This is a genomic window from Pseudomonas sp. IT-P74 (genome assembly GCF_949768175.1).
In the GTDB taxonomy this organism is placed as follows: domain Bacteria; phylum Pseudomonadota; class Gammaproteobacteria; order Pseudomonadales; family Pseudomonadaceae; genus Aquipseudomonas.
In genome coordinates this window covers 1-17195 of the sequence record NZ_CATKQD010000003.1, presented here as the reverse complement: position 1 = coordinate 17195, position 17195 = coordinate 1, and the positions used below count along the sequence as shown (strand labels likewise).

Here is a 17195-nt window from a genome sequence, read left to right as displayed (position 1 = left end):
CGCATTATTGGAGAAATGACATGCTCTATGAACACGTCGACACCGCCGTCATCGATGGCCAATCACTGCCGTGGATTCCCTTTACGCCCTATGCCGAAAACGTCCTGCTCAAGTACTTCAAGCTTGACCCCATCCGTGGTGAATGGATCGTCATGATGAAGTCGCCGATCGACATGCAACTGCCCAAGCATCACCACACGGGTACGGTGATGGTCTACACGATCGAAGGCCAATGGAAATACAAGGAGCATGACTGGATCGCCGGCCCCGGCAGCATCGTCTATGAGACGGCCGGATCGACTCACACGCCGGAAGTCGTCAGCACGGCAAGCACAGACGGGTATGTGCTCACGCTGGTTCAGGTTAATGGCGATCTCGCGTTCCTGGACGACAACGACAACATCGTCGCGCTGGAAAACTGGAAGACCGGGTTACAACGCTATCTGGCTTATTGCGAGCAGCATGACATCGCGCCGAAAGACCTGACGGCATTCAACTGACCCGGATTTCACGGGAAAACCCGGCGCCTCGGGGCGACCGGGCCAGTTGCCGGTTAGCAATCATTAAGGGGAGGGAAACAGGCTGTGTCGGGTCGCGGTCTTGACGCGACATCTGACCCGGGCCAGGCCGCCTGCTCGCTCCCCGATCACAGACAAGCGAACGGAGCGATGCCATGAAAGGCCTGATGATGCAAAAGCAGCTTTTGATTTCCTCACTCATTGAACATGCCGACCGCCATCACGGCGATACGCAGATCGTATCCCGTCGGGTGGAGGGCGATATCCATCGCTACACCTTCCGCGACTGCCACCGCCGCGCGCGCCAACTGGCCAGCGCGCTGACCCGACTGGGTGTCAAGCCTTCCGAACGGATCGGCACATTGGCATGGAATGGCTATCGGCACCTGGAGTTGTACTACGGCGTTGCCGGCATGGGTGCCATTGTCCATACCATCAACCCTCGTCTGCATGAAGACCAGGTCGCCTACATCGCCAATCACGCGGAAGACCAGTACATCTTCTTTGACTTGACCTTCCTGCCACTGATCAAGGCCATCGCCGGGCGCTGCAATGGGGTCAAGGCGTTCATCGCCATGACCGATCAGGCGCGTATGCCCAAAGACACCGGCATCGACAACCTGCTGTGCTATGAAGATCTGCTTGAGCAGGGATCCTCCGGCTACGCCTGGCCGATATTCGACGAGGATGCCGCCAGCACGCTCTGCTACACCTCCGGCACGACGGGCAACCCGAAAGGGGTTTTGTACAGTCATCGCTCGTCGGTGCTGCACACCTATGCCGCCGCGCTGCCGGACGCCCTGAATTGTTCGGCGCACGACGTGATCCTGCCCGTTGTGCCGATGTTCCATATCAACGCCTGGGGACTTCCCTACATCGCGTGCATGGTCGGGGCAAAACTTGTATTTCCCGGACCGGCCCTGGATGGAGCATCGCTGTTCGAACTGCTCGAAGCCGAGCACGTGACACTGTCCGCGGGTGTCCCGACCGTGTGGCAAGGCCTGCTTGGTCATCTGGAAAAAACCGGCCGGCAATTCTCCAGCATGAAACGCAGCATCATTGGTGGCGCGACCTGCCCCCCGTCCATGCTGCACACCTTTGAGCAAACCTACGGCGTAGCGGTATTGCACGTCTGGGGGATGACGGAACTGAGCCCTATCGGAACCGTCGGCGCCCTAAAGGCCAGGCATCTCGAAATGTCCCCGGCAGAGCGTCATACCGTGCAATCCAAGCAAGGCCGGGCGGTGTTTGGCGTCGACATGAAGATCGTTGACGTCGATGGCATGGAATTGCCCTGGGACGGCGCAACCTCGGGTGAGTTGTTGGTGCGTGGGCCATGGGTAGTGCGCGATTATTTCAGGAACGAAGCAAACAATTCACCGCTGCTCGAGCACGCGGGCCAAGGGTGGTTCCCAACCGGCGATGTAGCGACCATCGATGTCGATGGCTTCATGCAGATCACCGATCGCAGCAAGGATGTGATCAAGTCCGGTGGCGAATGGATAGGCTCGATCGAACTGGAGACCATTGCGATGGCCCATCCGGCAGTCTCCCAGGCGGCCTGCATTGCCGCCAGACACGCCAAGTGGGACGAACGCCCGTTGCTGATCGTTGTCAGGAAGCCGCAAGCAACACTGACGCGCGAAGAACTGCTCGACTTTTATGAAGGCAAGATCGCGAAATGGTGGACGCCGGATGATGTGATCTTTGTCGACACGATTGCGTTGGGTGCTACGGGCAAGATCCAGAAGAACCGTCTGCGCGAGCAGTTCGGTGACCATCTGCTGGTCAAGGCTGCCGGCTGAAGGAGTGCAAGCACTGTGCGTGGCCGCGAGTGATCGCGACCACACACAGTGCACTTGTTTCTAGCGCTCCAGTTGCTCGAGAAAGGTCAGGAGTAATTCATTGACTTGATCGACGCTTTCTTCCGCGGCGCTGTGGCCCACGCCGGGTAGCAAGACCTTCTTCTGCAGCCCGGGCAGATAAGTGTCGAGCTGTTCGTAGAGCCCGCGGATTTCGACCGGCTCCAGCGAAGGGTCGGCGGCACCGCCGATGAACAGGCTCGGCTGGCGTACCACCGCACCGTCAAGAAACGCGGTGATCTCCCAGTTCCGGTCGCGACAGCGGTAGTAGTTCAAGGCACCGGTAAACCCTGTGCGCGTGTATTCAGCGACGTAGTAGTCGAGCGCCCGCGCGCTAAGCCATGACGGGAACTCGCCCTTCGGCTCAGTGAACGCGTTGAGAATGGGTTCACCAGGTTCGACGAACAGGCGCCAGCGTTCAGCCCCGACAGCGCTGCCGGAGATCGAGTAAAACACGCTGCGCAAGGTCTTGCGCGGATCGCTGGCCAACTCACGGTCCGGCTTGTGGAGCTGCTGGAAATACAGGTGGTGGTACACCCTGCCCTTTGCCATTGCCTGCAAGCCTATGGTCGGCTTGACCTTGCCCCGAGGTGGCACCGGCGTATTGAGCATCACCAGGCCACGGAACAGATCCGGCCGCAGCATGGCCGCCGCCTGGGCCACCCAGGCGCCCAGGTCGTGCCCGATGATCACAGCCGATGTTTCGCCCAGCGTCGCCATCAAGCCGACCATGTCGCCGACGGCCTGACTCATGTCATAGGCTTCAATGGCATCGGGTCGATCGGTTTGGCCAAAACCCCGTTGATCAGGGACCACGACTCGATAACCGGCCTCGGCCAACACCGCGATCTGGCGCCGCCACATGTACCAAAGGTAAGGAAAACCGTGCAGCAGGATGACGAGAGGCCCTTGTCCCTCGTCGATGTAATGCATGCGAATGCCGTTGAGTTCGGCAAAGCAGTGGTTGAATGCATCAGGGTCGTCGGCGTCCACCTGCGCCCTTGCCGCGAGCGGTTGGCCGATACCTGTAGCGGTGTGCGTGCCCATTATCTACCTCCATCTTTGTTGTCGTTGTCGGCGTGAAGGTAGCCTTGGGCTGGCGTCCTGCACTAAGCTTCCCGGGACACAATCTGGTGAAACTGGGACACGAGGCCAAGCATGTATACCTTGACGCGAAGCGCCAGCCTTACCGACTTTGAGCAGGTGGCCCGTTCAGTGGGGCTCGATCCATTTCGCATGCTGCGCATGACCCGGCTACCGGCCACTGTCCTCGACGATCCGAACATCATGATCAGCAGCGATTCGGTAGGCTGGCTGCTGGAGGAGTCAGCCCGCCTGTCCGGTCAGGAGGCCTTCGGGCTGCTGCTTGCGGAAACCCGGCACCTCTCCAACTTTGGCATGCTCGCGCTGCTCATCCGCGAAGAGCCAACACTTCGTGCAGCGTTGCAATCGTGCTTCCGCTATACGCGCTTGCATAACGCCGGTGTGCAAATGTGGCTCGAGGATGCAGGCGACCTGACCCTGCTGCATGTGGGTGTAAACATGCAGGGCCATCGTGGCGTCTGGCGCCAGGCGATTGAACAGGCAACCGGTATTATGCTTCGCACGTTGAGCATCCTGAGCGGCCATGCCTTCCGGCCGGTAAGGGTCAGTTTCACTCACGAGCGACCTTCCAGCCTTGAAGTGCACCAGCGCGTGTTGGGCACCAATATCGAGTTTTCCCAGGAATTCAATGCCATCGTATGCCGTCGGCATGATCTGGACCTGCCTATTCCCACGGCCGACCCCGCGTTGCATCGCGAGGTGAAGCGATCGCTGGACATGCAGTTGGCCAATCTGCGCGACGAACCGGCGCAGCGGGTACGCCAGATCGTCAAGATGCTGCTGCCAAGCGGACTGTGCTCTGTCGATGGCGTGGCCCAGCATCTGGGTATGCACCGACGCACCCTCAACCGACACCTGGCGGCAGAGGGAGAGAGTGTCACGACGATCATCAATGCCGTTCGCGCCGAACTCGCCGAAGAGTATCTGGCCAACAGCAAGCGCCGATTGTATGAAGTCGCCGAACTCCTCGGCTTTTCCTCTGCCGGTGACTTTTCACGCTGGTTCCGCAGCCGTTTTGGCAAGACACCCTCGGCTTGGGCCGTCTCCTACCGAGCGAGCAAGATGGCATCCGGGCCCCTGTCGCCTGAATAAGAAAGCAGGTTAATGGCCGACTCAAGCCTGCTGGCCAGCCACATTGCCTGAGCCAAGCACACCCGACGTATCTGACCCCGCCATCCCTGCGCAAGCGTCCCAATACGCGAAGATTATGTCCCGCAATGCTTATTTCATGACGCTCGCGCAACCTACTATGGGTCAGTGATCCCTGCTCCGTTGATGGGGGCCACAACACCTACCGGATACACGTAGACCGCCCAGGATCCTGGGTCCTTGATGGCTCCAGCGGTTCGTGAATTCGGGTCCAGCAACCCATTCGATGGTGATGCAAAAATACGATCCTGGATCTGATCGCGCCACTTGCAGTCCTCCACCGGGATCGACGCGCAAGCCACGCAAACGTCATCAGAACAGCGCCTGATCGCGCAACACATCTTCAATGGAAATGAAACGTCACCATCGGCCGAGGGAAGTCCTACGCATGCCCACGCTTGTTCGCGCCGCCGTTTTGACCAAATACCTGGAAGTTAGCCAGGACCTGGGATTCAACCCGCTCGACGTCATGGCAGTCGCAGGCCTGAACAAGGCTCAGCTGCAAGCCCCGGAATCGCGCATTCCCATCGATGCCGCCGTGCGTCTGCTGGAAGATTCGGCCATCGCCAGCGGTTGCCAGACCTTCGGCCTGAGCATGGCCGAGTCGCGCCAGTTTTCGGACTTCGGCGTGGTCAGCCTGCTGCTCAGCCATCAACGCACCCTGCGCGAAGCGCTGCAGGTGATGGTGCGCTACCGTCATCTGATGAACGACTCGCTGGCCATCTTCGTTGAAGAGTGCGGCAAGATGGTGATCATTCGTGAAGAGATGGTCACCGAATCGCCGATGCCCAGTCGCCAGGCCACGGAACTGGCCATCGGCGTGACGTTCGGTCTGTGCTCGGCCCTGCTCGGCTCGCACTGGCGCCCTTGCAGCGTCAACTTCATGCACCAGCCACCGGACAACCTGTACCTGCATCGGCGCGTGTTCGGCTGCAATCTGGAATTCGGCAGCGAGTTCAATGGCATCGTTTGCCCTGCCGTCAGTCTCGACATGATCAATCTCAATGCCGACCCGACCATGGCCCGTCATGCCCAAAGCTACCTTGACTCGCTGCAAGGCCCCGAGACCACCTCGACACTGTTCGAAGTGCGCAAGGCCATCTACCTGCTGTTGCCCATGGGCCGCGCCACCATTGAGCAGATCGCCCAGCACCAGGGGATGAACGTGCGCACCCTGCAACGTCGCCTCAAGGACCACGGCTGTGCCTTCAGCGACCTGATCAACGATGTGCGCCGCGCCCTGGTACTGCGTTATATGGAAAACCCGAACCACTCGCTGAGCCACATTGCCGACATGTTCGGTTTCTCCATGGCGAGCTCCTTCACCCGCTGGTTCATCAACCAGTTCGGCATGCCGCCGGCGGTGTGGCGCAGCGCGCAGAAACAGTCCGGTTCGGACGCTGCCGCCTCCAAGTCATTCTGAACACACGGCAAAAAAACGGCGACTGCTGGTACAGTCGCCGCAAAAAACGGTGTTTGTGGCACAGGTCGGGGTGTTAACGACGACTCACAGTTTCACCTCCAGCCCGAATTCGCTCATGGACTCAGGAACACTCTGCCCCTGAAGGCGGGCAATGTCTTTGTGGTAATGACACTTGGCATAAAAGAACACCGCCGCCGCGACGAGGCTGATCAATGGCACCAGTTGAAACGCGGCATGCAGACCGATGAGGTCCGACACCCGGCCGGTGATGAACGGCCCCGGCGCCAGCCCCAGCAGGTTGTTGGACAGGGTCAGCGTGGCGAACGCCGTACCGTGGACGGAGTAATGGGTCAGGTTGGCAACCATCGCGCCGGCGGGGCCGGTGGTGCCGGTGGCAATCGCCATGCCCAGGCAGATCAGCGCCAGTTGCACCGGCCCTGCTTGCAAGGCAAAGGCTGAAGACAGCAACAGGCAACTGCCCAGGCAGAAACCAATGGCCAGGCTGACCTTGCGCTCCGGGGAGTGCCGACACAGGCGATCGCTGAGCATGCCGCACACAATCATCCCCACACCGCTGCACAGCACGATGCCCGCCGCCATGCCACCGGCCTTGTCAGTAGGCAAGTCGTAGTAGCGGTTGAGGTAGCTGGGAATCCACACCATCACCGTACCGCCGACGAACAACTGCAAGCCGCTGGCGATGTAGGTCGAGACCACCGAACGGCTGGACCAGAGCGTGCGCAGCGGACGCTTGACCGCCACCGTTGCCTTGTTCGCCATTTGCGCGGCACGTGGCGGCGCAATGCGTGCTTCCTTGACGATGAGCGGATAAAGCATCGCCAGCACCAGGCCAAACAGCGACATGCCGGCGAACGACCAGCGCCAGCCCAGCTTGGCCGCTATGGCGCCGCCCAGGGCCATCCCTAATACAGCGCCGAACAAACCGCCGGCCATGAAGGCACTGGTCAGAGTGGCGCGCATGTGTTTGGGGAATACCGAGATCACCACGGCGATGCCGACGCTGCCATAGGCCGCCTCACCGACACCGACCATGAATCGCGCAATGAACATCTGCTGGTAGTCCTGAGCCAACGCGCAACCCAGGGTCGCTACGCTCCACAGCAATGCCATCAGCGCCAAGCTCTTGACCCGGCCGAAACGGTCGGCCAGCAACGACAGGGGAAACGTCAGCAGGCCCACCATCAGGGCAACGATGCCACTGAGCAGGCCGAGCTGTCCGTCGCTCAACGCCCACTCGGTCTTGAGCAACGGGAACACCGCGTTCAGTACCTGACGCGACATGTAATCGGAAATCAACAGGCCGAACGTCAGTGCAAAAACGATCCAGGCATATTGGCGCGAAACGCTGACGCAACCAGCGTCGTCATCGTCGGCGGCGATTGGATGAAAGGCCATGCAGCCTCCTCGAAGTCTTTATTTTATTGTTGTTATCAAGCGTGTAGCCGGACGGCGAGCGATAGTCTCTTCAAAGCCCGCACGGGAGTGCATCTACATGGCCAGGGTCATGTTGTTGCCCGGCGGAACGTTCTTGAGCAGGGGGTCGGCGGTCAGGATTGACCAATGCGCATTGCAGTGAGTGCATCCACTTTCTACCTCCATCTATTTTCAGTAGTCGGCTTGAAGGTAGCCCTCAGAGGGCGCCTTGCACTCAGCTTTTCAGGACACAATATTGTGATACTGGGACAAAAGACCGTTCAGTTTGGGCATGCTCGCGCTGTTTATCCGCGAAGAACCCTCCGATGCTCTGGGTCAAAGCGGTCGGTAGACAGGTCAATGGCAAACAGGTGGTGCCCTGCTACCCTCTTTTTTACCCTGGTCGGGCTTACCGTCAATAGCGACTGAGGAGAACTTCGCGGTGTCGAATCAGCTGGTCATACGCAACATGACCCGTCCCGAACTGGACGAGCTCGTCGAGTGGGCTGCCCGTGAGGGTTGGAATCCCGGCCTTCACGATGCCGAGCTGTTCTGGGCTACGGACTCTGCCGCCTTCATCGCGGCGTACCAGGGCGGCGAATTGATCGGCGGCGGGGCCATCACCTCCTATGATGGCGAATTCGGTTTCATGGGCTTTTTCATCGTCCGGCCTGAATATCGCGGTCAAGGTCTGGGCGATACCCTCTGGCACGCCCGCCGCGAGCGACTCCTCGCCCGCCTGCGCCCGGGTGCGAGCATTGGCATGGACGGCGTCTTTGCGATGCAGGACTACTACGCCAAGGGCGGTTTCGTCTTCTCCCATCGCAACCTGCGTTTTCGTGCCAACCTCACCACCCGTCCGACGACCTCGCAGGTCGGCGACCAGGACATCGTCCCGTTGGCCTCCTTCCCGTTCAGTCAGGTTGTCGATTACGACCGCACCTGCTTCCCCGCCCCGCGCGCAAACTTCCTGAGCGGGTGGACAGCCCAGGCCGATGCACTCGCCGTGGGTTGCCGACGCGAAGGCAGACTAAGCGGCTATGGCGTAGTCAGGCGCTGCCGGGAAGGCTACAAGATCGGCCCCTTGTTCGCCGACGACGCCCTGGCAGCCAATGCCCTCTACGCCCGCCTGGCGGCATTTGCCGAGGGTGGCCCGCTGTTTCTCGATGCCCCGGAGAATAACCCCGCCGCGATGGCGCTCGTGCACCAACAGGGCATGATCGAGGTGTTCGGCTGCGCACACATGTACCTCGGCCCTCCTCCGGCGATCGCGCACGAACGTGTGTTCGGCGTCACGACCTTCGAGCTGGGCTGATGTCCGCTCGCGACCTCATCGGTTACGGCGGCTGCCCACCCCATCCGCGATGGCCCGGTGAGGCGCGCGTCGCGGTCCAGTTCGTCCTCAACATCGAAGAAGGCGCCGAGTCATGCATCCTCAATGGCGATGCACAGTCGCAGGCCTGGCTTCACGAGCTACCGGGCCGCCCGCCGCGTGTAGGGGAACCGGACTTGAGCGTCGAGGGCATGTATGAATACGGATCGCGCGCAGGTGTGTGGCGCATTCTGGAGCTGTTCAGCGCCCGAGGCCTGCCGCTGACCGCCTTCGCCGTCGGCCGGGCGCTGGAACTCACCCTAGCGATCGGCCATGCGCTCTGCGCTGCCGGGCATGAGATTGCCGGGCATGGCTACCGTTGGCTGGACTATCGCGACATGCCTGAAGACCAGGAGCGGCGCCATATCCGCCTCACCCTCGACGTGATCGAGCAGATCTGCGGTAAACGCCCTACAGGTTGGTACACGGGAAGGGTCAGCCAGAACACCCGCCGCCTGTTGCGTGAGGAAGGCGGGTTGCTCTATAGCTCGGACGCCTACAACGATGACCTGCCCTATTGGCTCCCTGGCTCTCCCGCCCACCTGGTGATCCCTTACACACTGGTCAACAACGACGCCCGCTATCTGCTGCCCAATGGCTTCGCCTGCGGTGAAGACTTCTTCCAGCTGCTCAAGGATGCTTTCGACCTGCTGTGGCAGGAGGGCGCGCAACACCCGAAGATGATGAGCGTCGGCCTGCATGGGCGGATCAGCGGTCATCCTGGTCGTGCGCTGGCGCTGGCGCGCTTTCTCGATTACGTGCAAGGCCACGACGCGGTGTGGATCTGCCGGCGCGAAGAGATTGCCAGGCACTGGATCGCCCGATTCCCCGCCTGAGTGGCAAGTGGTTCGGTATGGCCTGAGCCCCGCTGGCGTTCTGAATTCGGCACACTCGCCCGAGCGCTGGCCCTGGCCGCGCTCGAGGCGTCATCGCAGACTATTCTTGATCTGGGTAACCGATCGGTCGCACCGAAGGAGGTCACTCGTTTATGCACTGTGTCCTTTTCGAAATCCGCCGCGGTTCGATCGGATGCATGATGGCAAATCGATCCGCGCGGTCATGGAGTTCCGATGAACTACCGGGCTGGGGCACGCCCCAGGCACTTTTGTCTGACACCCTGAAACGGAGACGCCAGCATGAGCACCTTGCAACTTCACCCTGCACTGGACAATGGTATCCAGCCCGCCGCCGCGAATTTCACAGGCGGCACCCTGCAATGCCTGTGTGCGACCGACAAGGTCGAGGTCAGGATCGACGCACAAACTCTGCATAACCACGCGTGTGGCTGCAGCAAATGCTGGAAACCACAAAACGCGACATTCGCCGTCATCGCCGTGGTGCCTCGAGACAAGGTCAGTGTCATTGCCCACGGCGAAAAACTGGCGATTGTCGACGAATCCGCCACCATCCAGCGCCACGCCTGCAAACAGTGTCACGCCCATCTCTTTGGGCGTATCGAGAACAAGGACCATGCGTTTTATGGCCTGGACTTCGTCCACACCGAGCTTTCGCCACAGAGCGGATGGGCTGCGCCGGGATTCGCGGCGTTCGTGTCCTCCATCATCGAAACCGGCACACCGCCAGAGCAAATGAAGGCTATCCGCGAGCGTCTGCGCTCGATCGGCCTGGAACCCTATGACTGCCTGTCCCCGGATTTGATGGACGCACTGGCGACCCATGTCGCCAAACAGAAAGGCTTGCTCCCCGCCGCCTGATTGATCGGTCGCCGCGGTTTCTTTTCCGGACCGCGGCTCCGATTCACCTTTGATGTTGTGAGCCCCACATAATTAACTGTGGGGTAGATATGTGCGCAGGCAGAGCGACTCGTCCCGTACGCGTTCATTGAATGTGGGCGTATATTGATATTGTCGATCCGGGTAGCTGAGGCGGTAGGTGGTCGCCAATAGTGTGGCGAACGAGAGTGCCGGCGGAAACTGACGAATACCCCTGAATGCTGGAGGTGCGACATGAGCCAATATCAACGCCTCTTTCTGATTGTCGGTCCAGCCATGCGTCACACGCCGGCGCTAGAGCGCGCAGTCGCACTTGCCAAAGCCACTGGCGCAGTACTGCATATCACGGTGTTTATCGAAGATGTCGACATCTTGGGGTTGATGAGCGGGAATGAGCAATTTCGCGAGATCTGTCAGCAAGAGAACCGGAAGTGGTTGCAAGATGAAGCCCAACTGATTCGCGGCAATGGGATTACGGTCACCACCGAAGTTGTATTGGCTCGGGACGTACTTCAAGAAATCCTTCAGCATGTGACGGACTTGCAACCGGACCTGGTTATCAAGGACGTACACTACGAATCAGCAATCAAACGCGTATTCGTCACGCCTCTGGATTGGCATCTGGTGCGCGATCTCCCGGTTGCTGTTCATCTGGTCAGCGAAGTCAGGTGTCCACTTCCACGGGTGATAGTGGCAGCAGTGGATTTATCGCATCCAGAGCACCAGATCACTGACATCAACGATCGCATCATCCTGGCTGCACAGCAGATGGCAATGCAGTGCAATGCAGAGTTGCACCTGCTGCACGCCTTCGATCCATCGCAAACACATATCTCTGACGCGGGGGCCGGAGCAGTGACGATGCCAGGCTTCAGCAACGACGTACGTCGGTCACTGCATAAGTCATTCATTACGTTGGCTGACAGTTACCACATACCCTCTGAACGACAACACTTCATTGAAGGGTCGCCAACCAAAGCGATGTCCGACTTCGCAGCCTATAGCCGAACCGATGTGATCGTAATGGGAAGTACACATCGAAAAGGGCTGCACAAGCTGATTGGCAGTACTACAGAGCACGTCCTGTATCAGGTGCCCTGCAATGTTTTGGCGATAAAGGGGCAAGTTGATCAGTAGGAATACTCTTCAGGTCCGCACTTCGATACGGCAGCAGCTGACAATCACGGCCTTGTTTTACCAAGAGTGTTGACTGGGCGGACACGGCTGGCCGTCTGCCTTTGGTTGATTTCTGCCAGTCGGGAACGGCTGCAACCAGGCATCACTCCCTGTTCAGCACATTGATGATAGGGCAAGCGGCCCCGCCGTCGCCTGCATCGCACTCCTGCACCAGTGCGCCCAGTACCTGCCGCAGCGCGGCAAGGTCGGCCATCTTTTGATCGATCAGGGCCAGCTTGTGCACGGCCAGTGCCCGAGTCTCGCGACAAGTGCAAGCCGCATCAAGTGTCAGCAGTGTGCCCACCTCATCCAGCGTGAATCCCAGCGCCTGCGCCCTCTTGATGAAGCGCAGCCGTTTGACCTGCTCCGGTAGATAGCATCGATAACCGCTGAGCGGCTTTGGCGGCTCATCCAGCAAGCCGCGTCGCTGGTAATAGCGAATAGTCTCGATGTTCACCCCGGCAGTTTCCGCCAACTTGCCGATACTCAGCCCTGTCACCATCACACGCCCCTTGATTCTGTACCCGGGTACGGAGTGTAAAGTGACCCTAGGTTAGATCAGTTCGATGGAGAAAACGATGGCTCAGGCTCCAGTGCAAACCGTCAGGCTCGACGCTCGGAACATGACCTGTCCGGTCTGTCCGATCGCGATCAAGAGTTCACTGGAGCAGTTGTCCTTCTACCGTTCACACGTGAGGCAACCATGAGCATCGTCATCTTCGAATCCGTATTGACCTGCCCGCATTGCGGTTTTGCCAAGCAGGAAGCCATGCCCACAGATGCCTGTCAGTTTTTCTACGAATGTGGCAGTTGCAAAGCCCTGCTACGCCCGAACCCCGGTGACTGCTGTGTGTTCTGTTCGTTTGGCACGGTGAAGTGCCCGCCGATTCAGGAGCAGCGCGGATGCTGTGGTACGGGCATGATCTAGGTTTATTCGGTTTATCGGACGCCCCTGACGCGCCTCAAACCGTGGTTATGGGAGGTCCGTGTCATGTGGAATCACTCTCTGGTGCTCGTGGTGATTTACCTGACTATCACCCTCGGCATCGGCTGGCTGTATACCATTGCGCTCCTGTATTGGCTTTGATCCGATAGGTGACGATCGGTCAGTGCGCATTGGGTACCGTTTTCGGCAGGTAGCTTTGTCCCAATCAGCGTCGGTGGGCAATGGCTGCAATGGGTTGTGCAGCCATTCGCGACGATCAGCCCCAGCCAGAAGGGACGCTCAGCAACTCAACCGCGCACCAGGTAGGCTCCTGAGGGAACCCGATATCGCAGCTTCTTGCATTTGCCGGGTGCAGGCTGCTGCCCCGGCGGACGATCAGGAAACCAGATTCGGCATTTACCCGGAGGCGGCATATGGCCGCGGGGAATCTCAACCTCAGCGTACGCCCGCTCAGACTCGACATTAGCCATTTGTAATTTTCCTTCGGGCCCGGCCCTGCCAGCCGCTGGCGCATCCGAAACCCCACCTGTCTCTGCGCCAGCGAAGTTGCCAGCGTCGCGCCCAGTGTCCGGAGTGGATTGCTCAACAACCGCCATTTCCGCATCGCGGCGCCTTTGGGTCTCCTCTTCCAGCCCCTTCTGTACTGCGACCAGATCCTCTTTTGCATTGGGTGGAGTACCCGAAGCCTGGGCCTGCTGCGCCGCCTGGATCAGTTGGAAGTTGCGGTTGCGTAACGCGACGTTGCGACCGACCCGCAAGTTCGAGCGCGCCGCCAGGGTTTCAGCCTGCTGGTACTGCCCCTGCTGAAGACGTAACACACCGAGGTAATGCAGCGTCGCGGGATTGTTCGGCTGAATATGCAGGGCACGCTCCAGCGTGGCAGCGGCCTGGTCCAGTTGGCCATTTTCATACTGCCGCGAGGCGGTTTCGATCAGGGTGGTTGATGCGCTGTTGCTTTGCGCGGGTGCTCTTCGCTCGGCAGCAACCGAACAAAGCGACGCGACGGCGCAGTACGCCAGGATGAGTCCCGACAGAAAACTCTTGGTTGGCATCAGGGGGGCGAACTCGGCTGATCTCGGACGGCACTGAAGTAAAACAGGCCAAAGCGCTGCTCGGCATCTGCGATACAGGGCCCCCATTGACCCGGGCAGTACCCTGAAGTTCCCGCTGCAAAGGCCATCGCAGCCAGAACTTTACCGCCAACAGACCCCATCGCGAATTTGTTCGCGATGGGGTCTGCAACCGCATGGCAACGTGCGGTCAGCGGCAAAAACATCATGTCGTCAGGATAAAGTCCGTCTGATCGATACCTGCACTGTTAACACCGACAAGGCGAATAGTGTCCACTCCGGTCCCGATCACTGTGTCCGCGCCGTCACCCGCAATGCTCACGTTGGCAGCGAACGTCTCGCTACTGATCCCCAGCCCCGCGATATTGAGCAAGTCCTGCCCTCCGGCCGGATTGATATCGAAGCCCTGGATCGAGTCGTTGCCGAAGCCTGCCGCGGAAAACATGAAGGTATCGTTGCCGAAGCCGCCGTTGAGCGTGTCGTTGCCCAGCCCGCCGAAGAACAGATCGTCACCCGCACCGCCGACCAGAGTGTCGTTGGCCTGGCCGCCCAGCATCGTGTGGTTTGCCGCCGCTGCGTCGTAGGCCAGCTCACTGCCGCTACCCTCGGCGTTCGCCTGCAAACCCGCCGCCGCGTATTGGCCATTCATCACGATCTGCGCCACATGCGCACCGCCGCTCACGCTCAGCATGCCGCCGGTGCCTGTGTCATTCGCTGCATAGGTGATCTGCGTATTGGCGCCGAACGCAACATCGCCAAAGTCCAGCTTGTCACCTTCGGCAAAACCGCTGACGCTGCCACTGAACGCCGTCGACTCATCGAGCTTGAGCGTGCCTGCCGCGCCGCTGTCGAACGTCACATGCTGATCGGAGGCTGCACCGAACTCCAGTATCGCCGAACCGCTGATAGTCGCGCTTCCCGCGCCACTGGCCTCTGCGTGGACGGTGATGTTGCCATCATTCGCCCACAGGCTGCCGCTGTTGAGGAGCGCACTTTCAATCACCAATCCGCCGCTGCCGCTGGCTTGCAGCACACCCGTGTTGGTGACGGCGCTGCTGCCGGTATCGATCACCAGCGCATTGACGCCGCTGGCAAGGATCAGGCCCGAGTTGACCAGCATCATCTGCCCCGCTCCCAATTGGCCGGCACCCGAGAGGGTGTTGTCGGCATTGGTGAGCACCGTGTCCGCGCTGCCACCAAAGATCACGTTCTGCGCGCTGTCGGACAACACCACTTGCCCGCCACCGCTCAATGTCGCGCCACGGAACAGAATCTCGAGATCGGTCCCGCTGCCGGTGGAGCCGAGCGCTATGGTGCCGCTGTTGTCGATGCTGCCACCAAACGGCATGATCGCGCCGTCGGCAATGGTGATGGTGCCCGTATTGGTCGTGACCGGGTCCACATCGAACAGCAAGTTGCCCGCGCCCAACGCCGCCGCATCCACGCCCTTGACCGTGATCGTCTGGTCGGCGCTGATGCTGAGCACGGCGTTGCCGTTCGTATCGTTGGCGATAGTCACATCCGCAAAATCGTTGACACCCGTGAAGCCGATCAAATCGATCTTGTCGGCCGCCGCATCGAAGCTGTAAATGACGTTGTTGCCGATCGGCCGGGCGAACACGAAGGTGTCGGCACCGGACGAGCCGGTCAGGTTGTCGTCGGTGGACAAGGCGAAGATCGGTGCGCCTGGGGCATAGATTTCGATGTTGTTGAACACGTAGGCGCTTGCGGTGCTGCCGTCGTCGTTGCTCCAGTACATGTTGACATCGAGCACCAACGCACCGGCGAATTCGCATGGCGTTGTCACAGTCAATGCGCCGGGATCGCTGGTCTGCACGGTCCAGGTGCCATCGCCATTGTCGGTTCCTGCATTGAACACCCACCCCGAAGGAACACCGCTGATAGTCACCGTCACGGGGCCGCTAATATCGGCCAGTGGAACGTTGAGGGCCAGATTGACGGGTTCGCCGGCAACGCCTGCCGGAAGGTTTGCACTGCTCCCGGCCGCACCCGGATTACCCGCCAGGTCGGTGTAGCTGTTCGCGGCAACGTCGACTTTTATGCTACCGAGCAGCGTTCTGGTCAGCGTTGCCGTGTAGGTATCGCCGTCAACCTGGGTAAAGTTACTGAAGGTTGCGCGTGGCGTTGCGCTCGTTGTCGTCACTGCGACATCAGACAGGTTGAAACCGCTCACCGTCTCACTGAACTGGAATGTGACCGTCGACGTTGCACCCATCGAATTCTCTAAGGCAGTCCCTGTCACTATCACCGTTGGCGCCACGGTATCAACTGGCGTCTCAATGACGTTCTGCACGTTCACCGTAATCGTCTGCGTGTCGATTCCGCCATTGCCGTCGGACACCTGAACGTCCACAACGTAGGCGTTGTCGCCGTCAGTACCACCGACATCCTGGGCATTCTCGTAATCGGGTGCTGAGTTGAACGTCAGCACCCCGCTCGAACTGATCGAGAACTTGCTGAAGTCCGTCCCGGCCGTATTCAGGAGCGAGTAGTTCAGCGTCTGCGCCGGCAGATCGGCATCGGTCACCACCACCGTCGTAACCGCCGTGGTGTTCTCCGCCACATTGACCGAAGCCGTCGCACCACCACCGTTGGAGGTGATCGTCGGTGAGTCGTTGCTGCCGGCGATATGCACGGTGACCGAAGAGAGAGTGCCGTCCGCACTGCTCACCGCGAAGGTGTCGGTGTAGGTGGTACCGGCGGCGAACTCGTTGTGGGCGGAGTTGGCGACGTAGGTCCAGGCACCGCCGGTACCGATGGAGAACTGGCCGTAGCTGCCGGTGGTGTTGGTTTGCGCGACGAAGGTGGCGGCGCTGTCGACGTCGCTGATGGTCAGGGTGCCGGCGGTGGAAATGTCGACGGCGGCATTGGTCTCGGTGAGGTTGGCGATGTCGGCGGACAGCACGGCGGCATCGTTGGTGCCGAGGATATGCACGGTGACCGAAGAGAGAGTGCCGTCGGCACTGCTCACCGCGAAGGTGTCGGTGTAGGTGGTACCGGCGGCGAACTCGTTGTGGGCGGAGTTGGCGACGTAGGTCCAGGCACCGCCGGTACCGATGGAGAACTGGCCGTAGCTGCCGGCGGTGTTGGTTTGCGCCTGGAAGCTTTCCGGGCTGTCGATATCGCTAATGGTCAGGCTGCCGCCGGTGGTCAGCGGAGCATTGGTTTCGCTCAGCGTAACGCTGGCCGAAGACAGCACGGCGGCGTCGTTGCTGCCGGTGACGGTGATAGTCACCAGTTGGGTGTCGACACCGCCGAGGCCGTCGCTGACCTGCACCGTAAACACGTCATTGTGACTCTCGCCCGCCTTCAGCGACTGCACTGCACTGGCAACGCCATCGCTGCCATTGGCCAGCGTGTAGGTCCATTGGCCGGTGGTGTCGACGG

At 60.2% G+C, this 17195-nt stretch carries 14 protein-coding genes; 9 read left to right on the top strand and 5 right to left on the bottom strand.

All coding sequences use genetic code 11. From position 1 onward, the window contains the following. The first annotated feature begins 20 nt into the window (after nt 1-20). Entirely contained in the window at nt 21-500 is a 480-nt protein-coding gene (locus tag ACM6J5_RS02760; protein WP_414927761.1) for a 2,4'-dihydroxyacetophenone dioxygenase family protein, read from the top strand. A gap of 173 nt (nt 501-673) precedes the next feature. Then, complete coding sequence (locus ACM6J5_RS02755) at nt 674-2323, top strand: 3-(methylthio)propionyl-CoA ligase (protein WP_095941813.1); 1650 nt, start codon at nt 674-676, stop codon at nt 2321-2323. Between the two features lie 60 nt (nt 2324-2383). Here the strand turns inward: ACM6J5_RS02755 and ACM6J5_RS02750 are convergent, their stop codons facing one another. Then, nucleotides 2384-3427 carry an alpha/beta fold hydrolase gene (locus ACM6J5_RS02750; protein WP_414927760.1) on the bottom strand — a complete coding sequence of 348 codons (1044 nt, stop codon included), beginning with the start codon at nt 3425-3427 and terminating at the stop codon, nt 2384-2386. Nucleotides 3428-3538: 111 nt separating this feature from the next. Here ACM6J5_RS02750 and ACM6J5_RS02745 point away from each other — a divergent pair, with 111 nt between their 5' ends. Further along, complete coding sequence (locus tag ACM6J5_RS02745) at nt 3539-4576, top strand: AraC family transcriptional regulator (protein WP_414927759.1); 1038 nt, start codon at nt 3539-3541, stop codon at nt 4574-4576. A gap of 445 nt (nt 4577-5021) precedes the next feature. Beyond that, a complete protein-coding gene (locus tag ACM6J5_RS02740; protein ID WP_095941811.1) occupies nt 5022-6056 on the top strand; it encodes an AraC family transcriptional regulator in 1035 nt (344 codons plus the stop codon). Nucleotides 6057-6140: 84 nt separating this feature from the next. Here ACM6J5_RS02740 and ACM6J5_RS02735 read toward each other — a convergent pair whose 3' ends face one another. Beyond that, on the bottom strand, nt 6141-7472 hold the full coding sequence (locus ACM6J5_RS02735; RefSeq protein WP_414927758.1) for an MFS transporter: 1332 nt from the start codon (nt 7470-7472) through the stop codon (nt 6141-6143). A 460-nt stretch (nt 7473-7932) separates the two neighbouring features. Here ACM6J5_RS02735 and ACM6J5_RS02730 point away from each other — a divergent pair, with 460 nt between their 5' ends. From ACM6J5_RS02730 to ACM6J5_RS02715, 4 genes are all read left to right on the top strand, one after another. Then, nucleotides 7933-8805, top strand: coding sequence for a GNAT family N-acetyltransferase (locus ACM6J5_RS02730; RefSeq protein WP_150673340.1), 873 nt, complete (start codon nt 7933-7935; stop codon nt 8803-8805). Next, nucleotides 8805-9698 (top strand): polysaccharide deacetylase family protein, encoded by an 894-nt coding sequence (locus ACM6J5_RS02725; RefSeq protein WP_414927757.1) that lies wholly within the window; start codon nt 8805-8807, stop codon nt 9696-9698. The genes ACM6J5_RS02730 and ACM6J5_RS02725 overlap by 1 nt, the downstream gene beginning before the upstream one ends. Nucleotides 9699-9998: 300 nt before the next feature. Continuing rightward, nucleotides 9999-10577, top strand: a complete 579-nt coding sequence (gene gfa, locus ACM6J5_RS02720; protein WP_095941808.1) for an S-(hydroxymethyl)glutathione synthase — start codon at nt 9999-10001, stop codon at nt 10575-10577. Nucleotides 10578-10829: 252 nt separating this feature from the next. Further along, the gene (locus ACM6J5_RS02715) at nt 10830-11732 is read left to right on the top strand and encodes a universal stress protein (RefSeq protein ID WP_150673338.1); all 903 of its coding nucleotides are present in this window, start codon (nt 10830-10832) and stop codon (nt 11730-11732) included. A gap of 142 nt (nt 11733-11874) precedes the next feature. Here the strand turns inward: ACM6J5_RS02715 and merR are convergent, their stop codons facing one another. After that, on the bottom strand, nt 11875-12273 hold the full coding sequence (gene merR, locus ACM6J5_RS02710) for an Hg(II)-responsive transcriptional regulator (RefSeq protein ID WP_095941806.1): 399 nt from the start codon (nt 12271-12273) through the stop codon (nt 11875-11877). 201 nt (nt 12274-12474) lie between these two features. Between merR and ACM6J5_RS02705 the strand changes: the two genes are divergently transcribed. Continuing rightward, nucleotides 12475-12699, top strand: a complete 225-nt coding sequence (locus ACM6J5_RS02705) for a GDCCVxC domain-containing (seleno)protein (RefSeq protein WP_150673336.1) — start codon at nt 12475-12477, stop codon at nt 12697-12699. Between the two features lie 305 nt (nt 12700-13004). Here ACM6J5_RS02705 and ACM6J5_RS02700 read toward each other — a convergent pair whose 3' ends face one another. Both ACM6J5_RS02700 and ACM6J5_RS02695 read right to left on the bottom strand, forming a co-directional pair. Further along, complete coding sequence (locus tag ACM6J5_RS02700; RefSeq protein ID WP_095941804.1) at nt 13005-13769, bottom strand: tetratricopeptide repeat protein; 765 nt, start codon at nt 13767-13769, stop codon at nt 13005-13007. A 223-nt stretch (nt 13770-13992) separates the two neighbouring features. Continuing rightward, on the bottom strand, nt 13993-17195 hold a 3203-nt coding region (locus tag ACM6J5_RS02695; protein WP_414927756.1), incomplete at its 5' end, for a beta strand repeat-containing protein.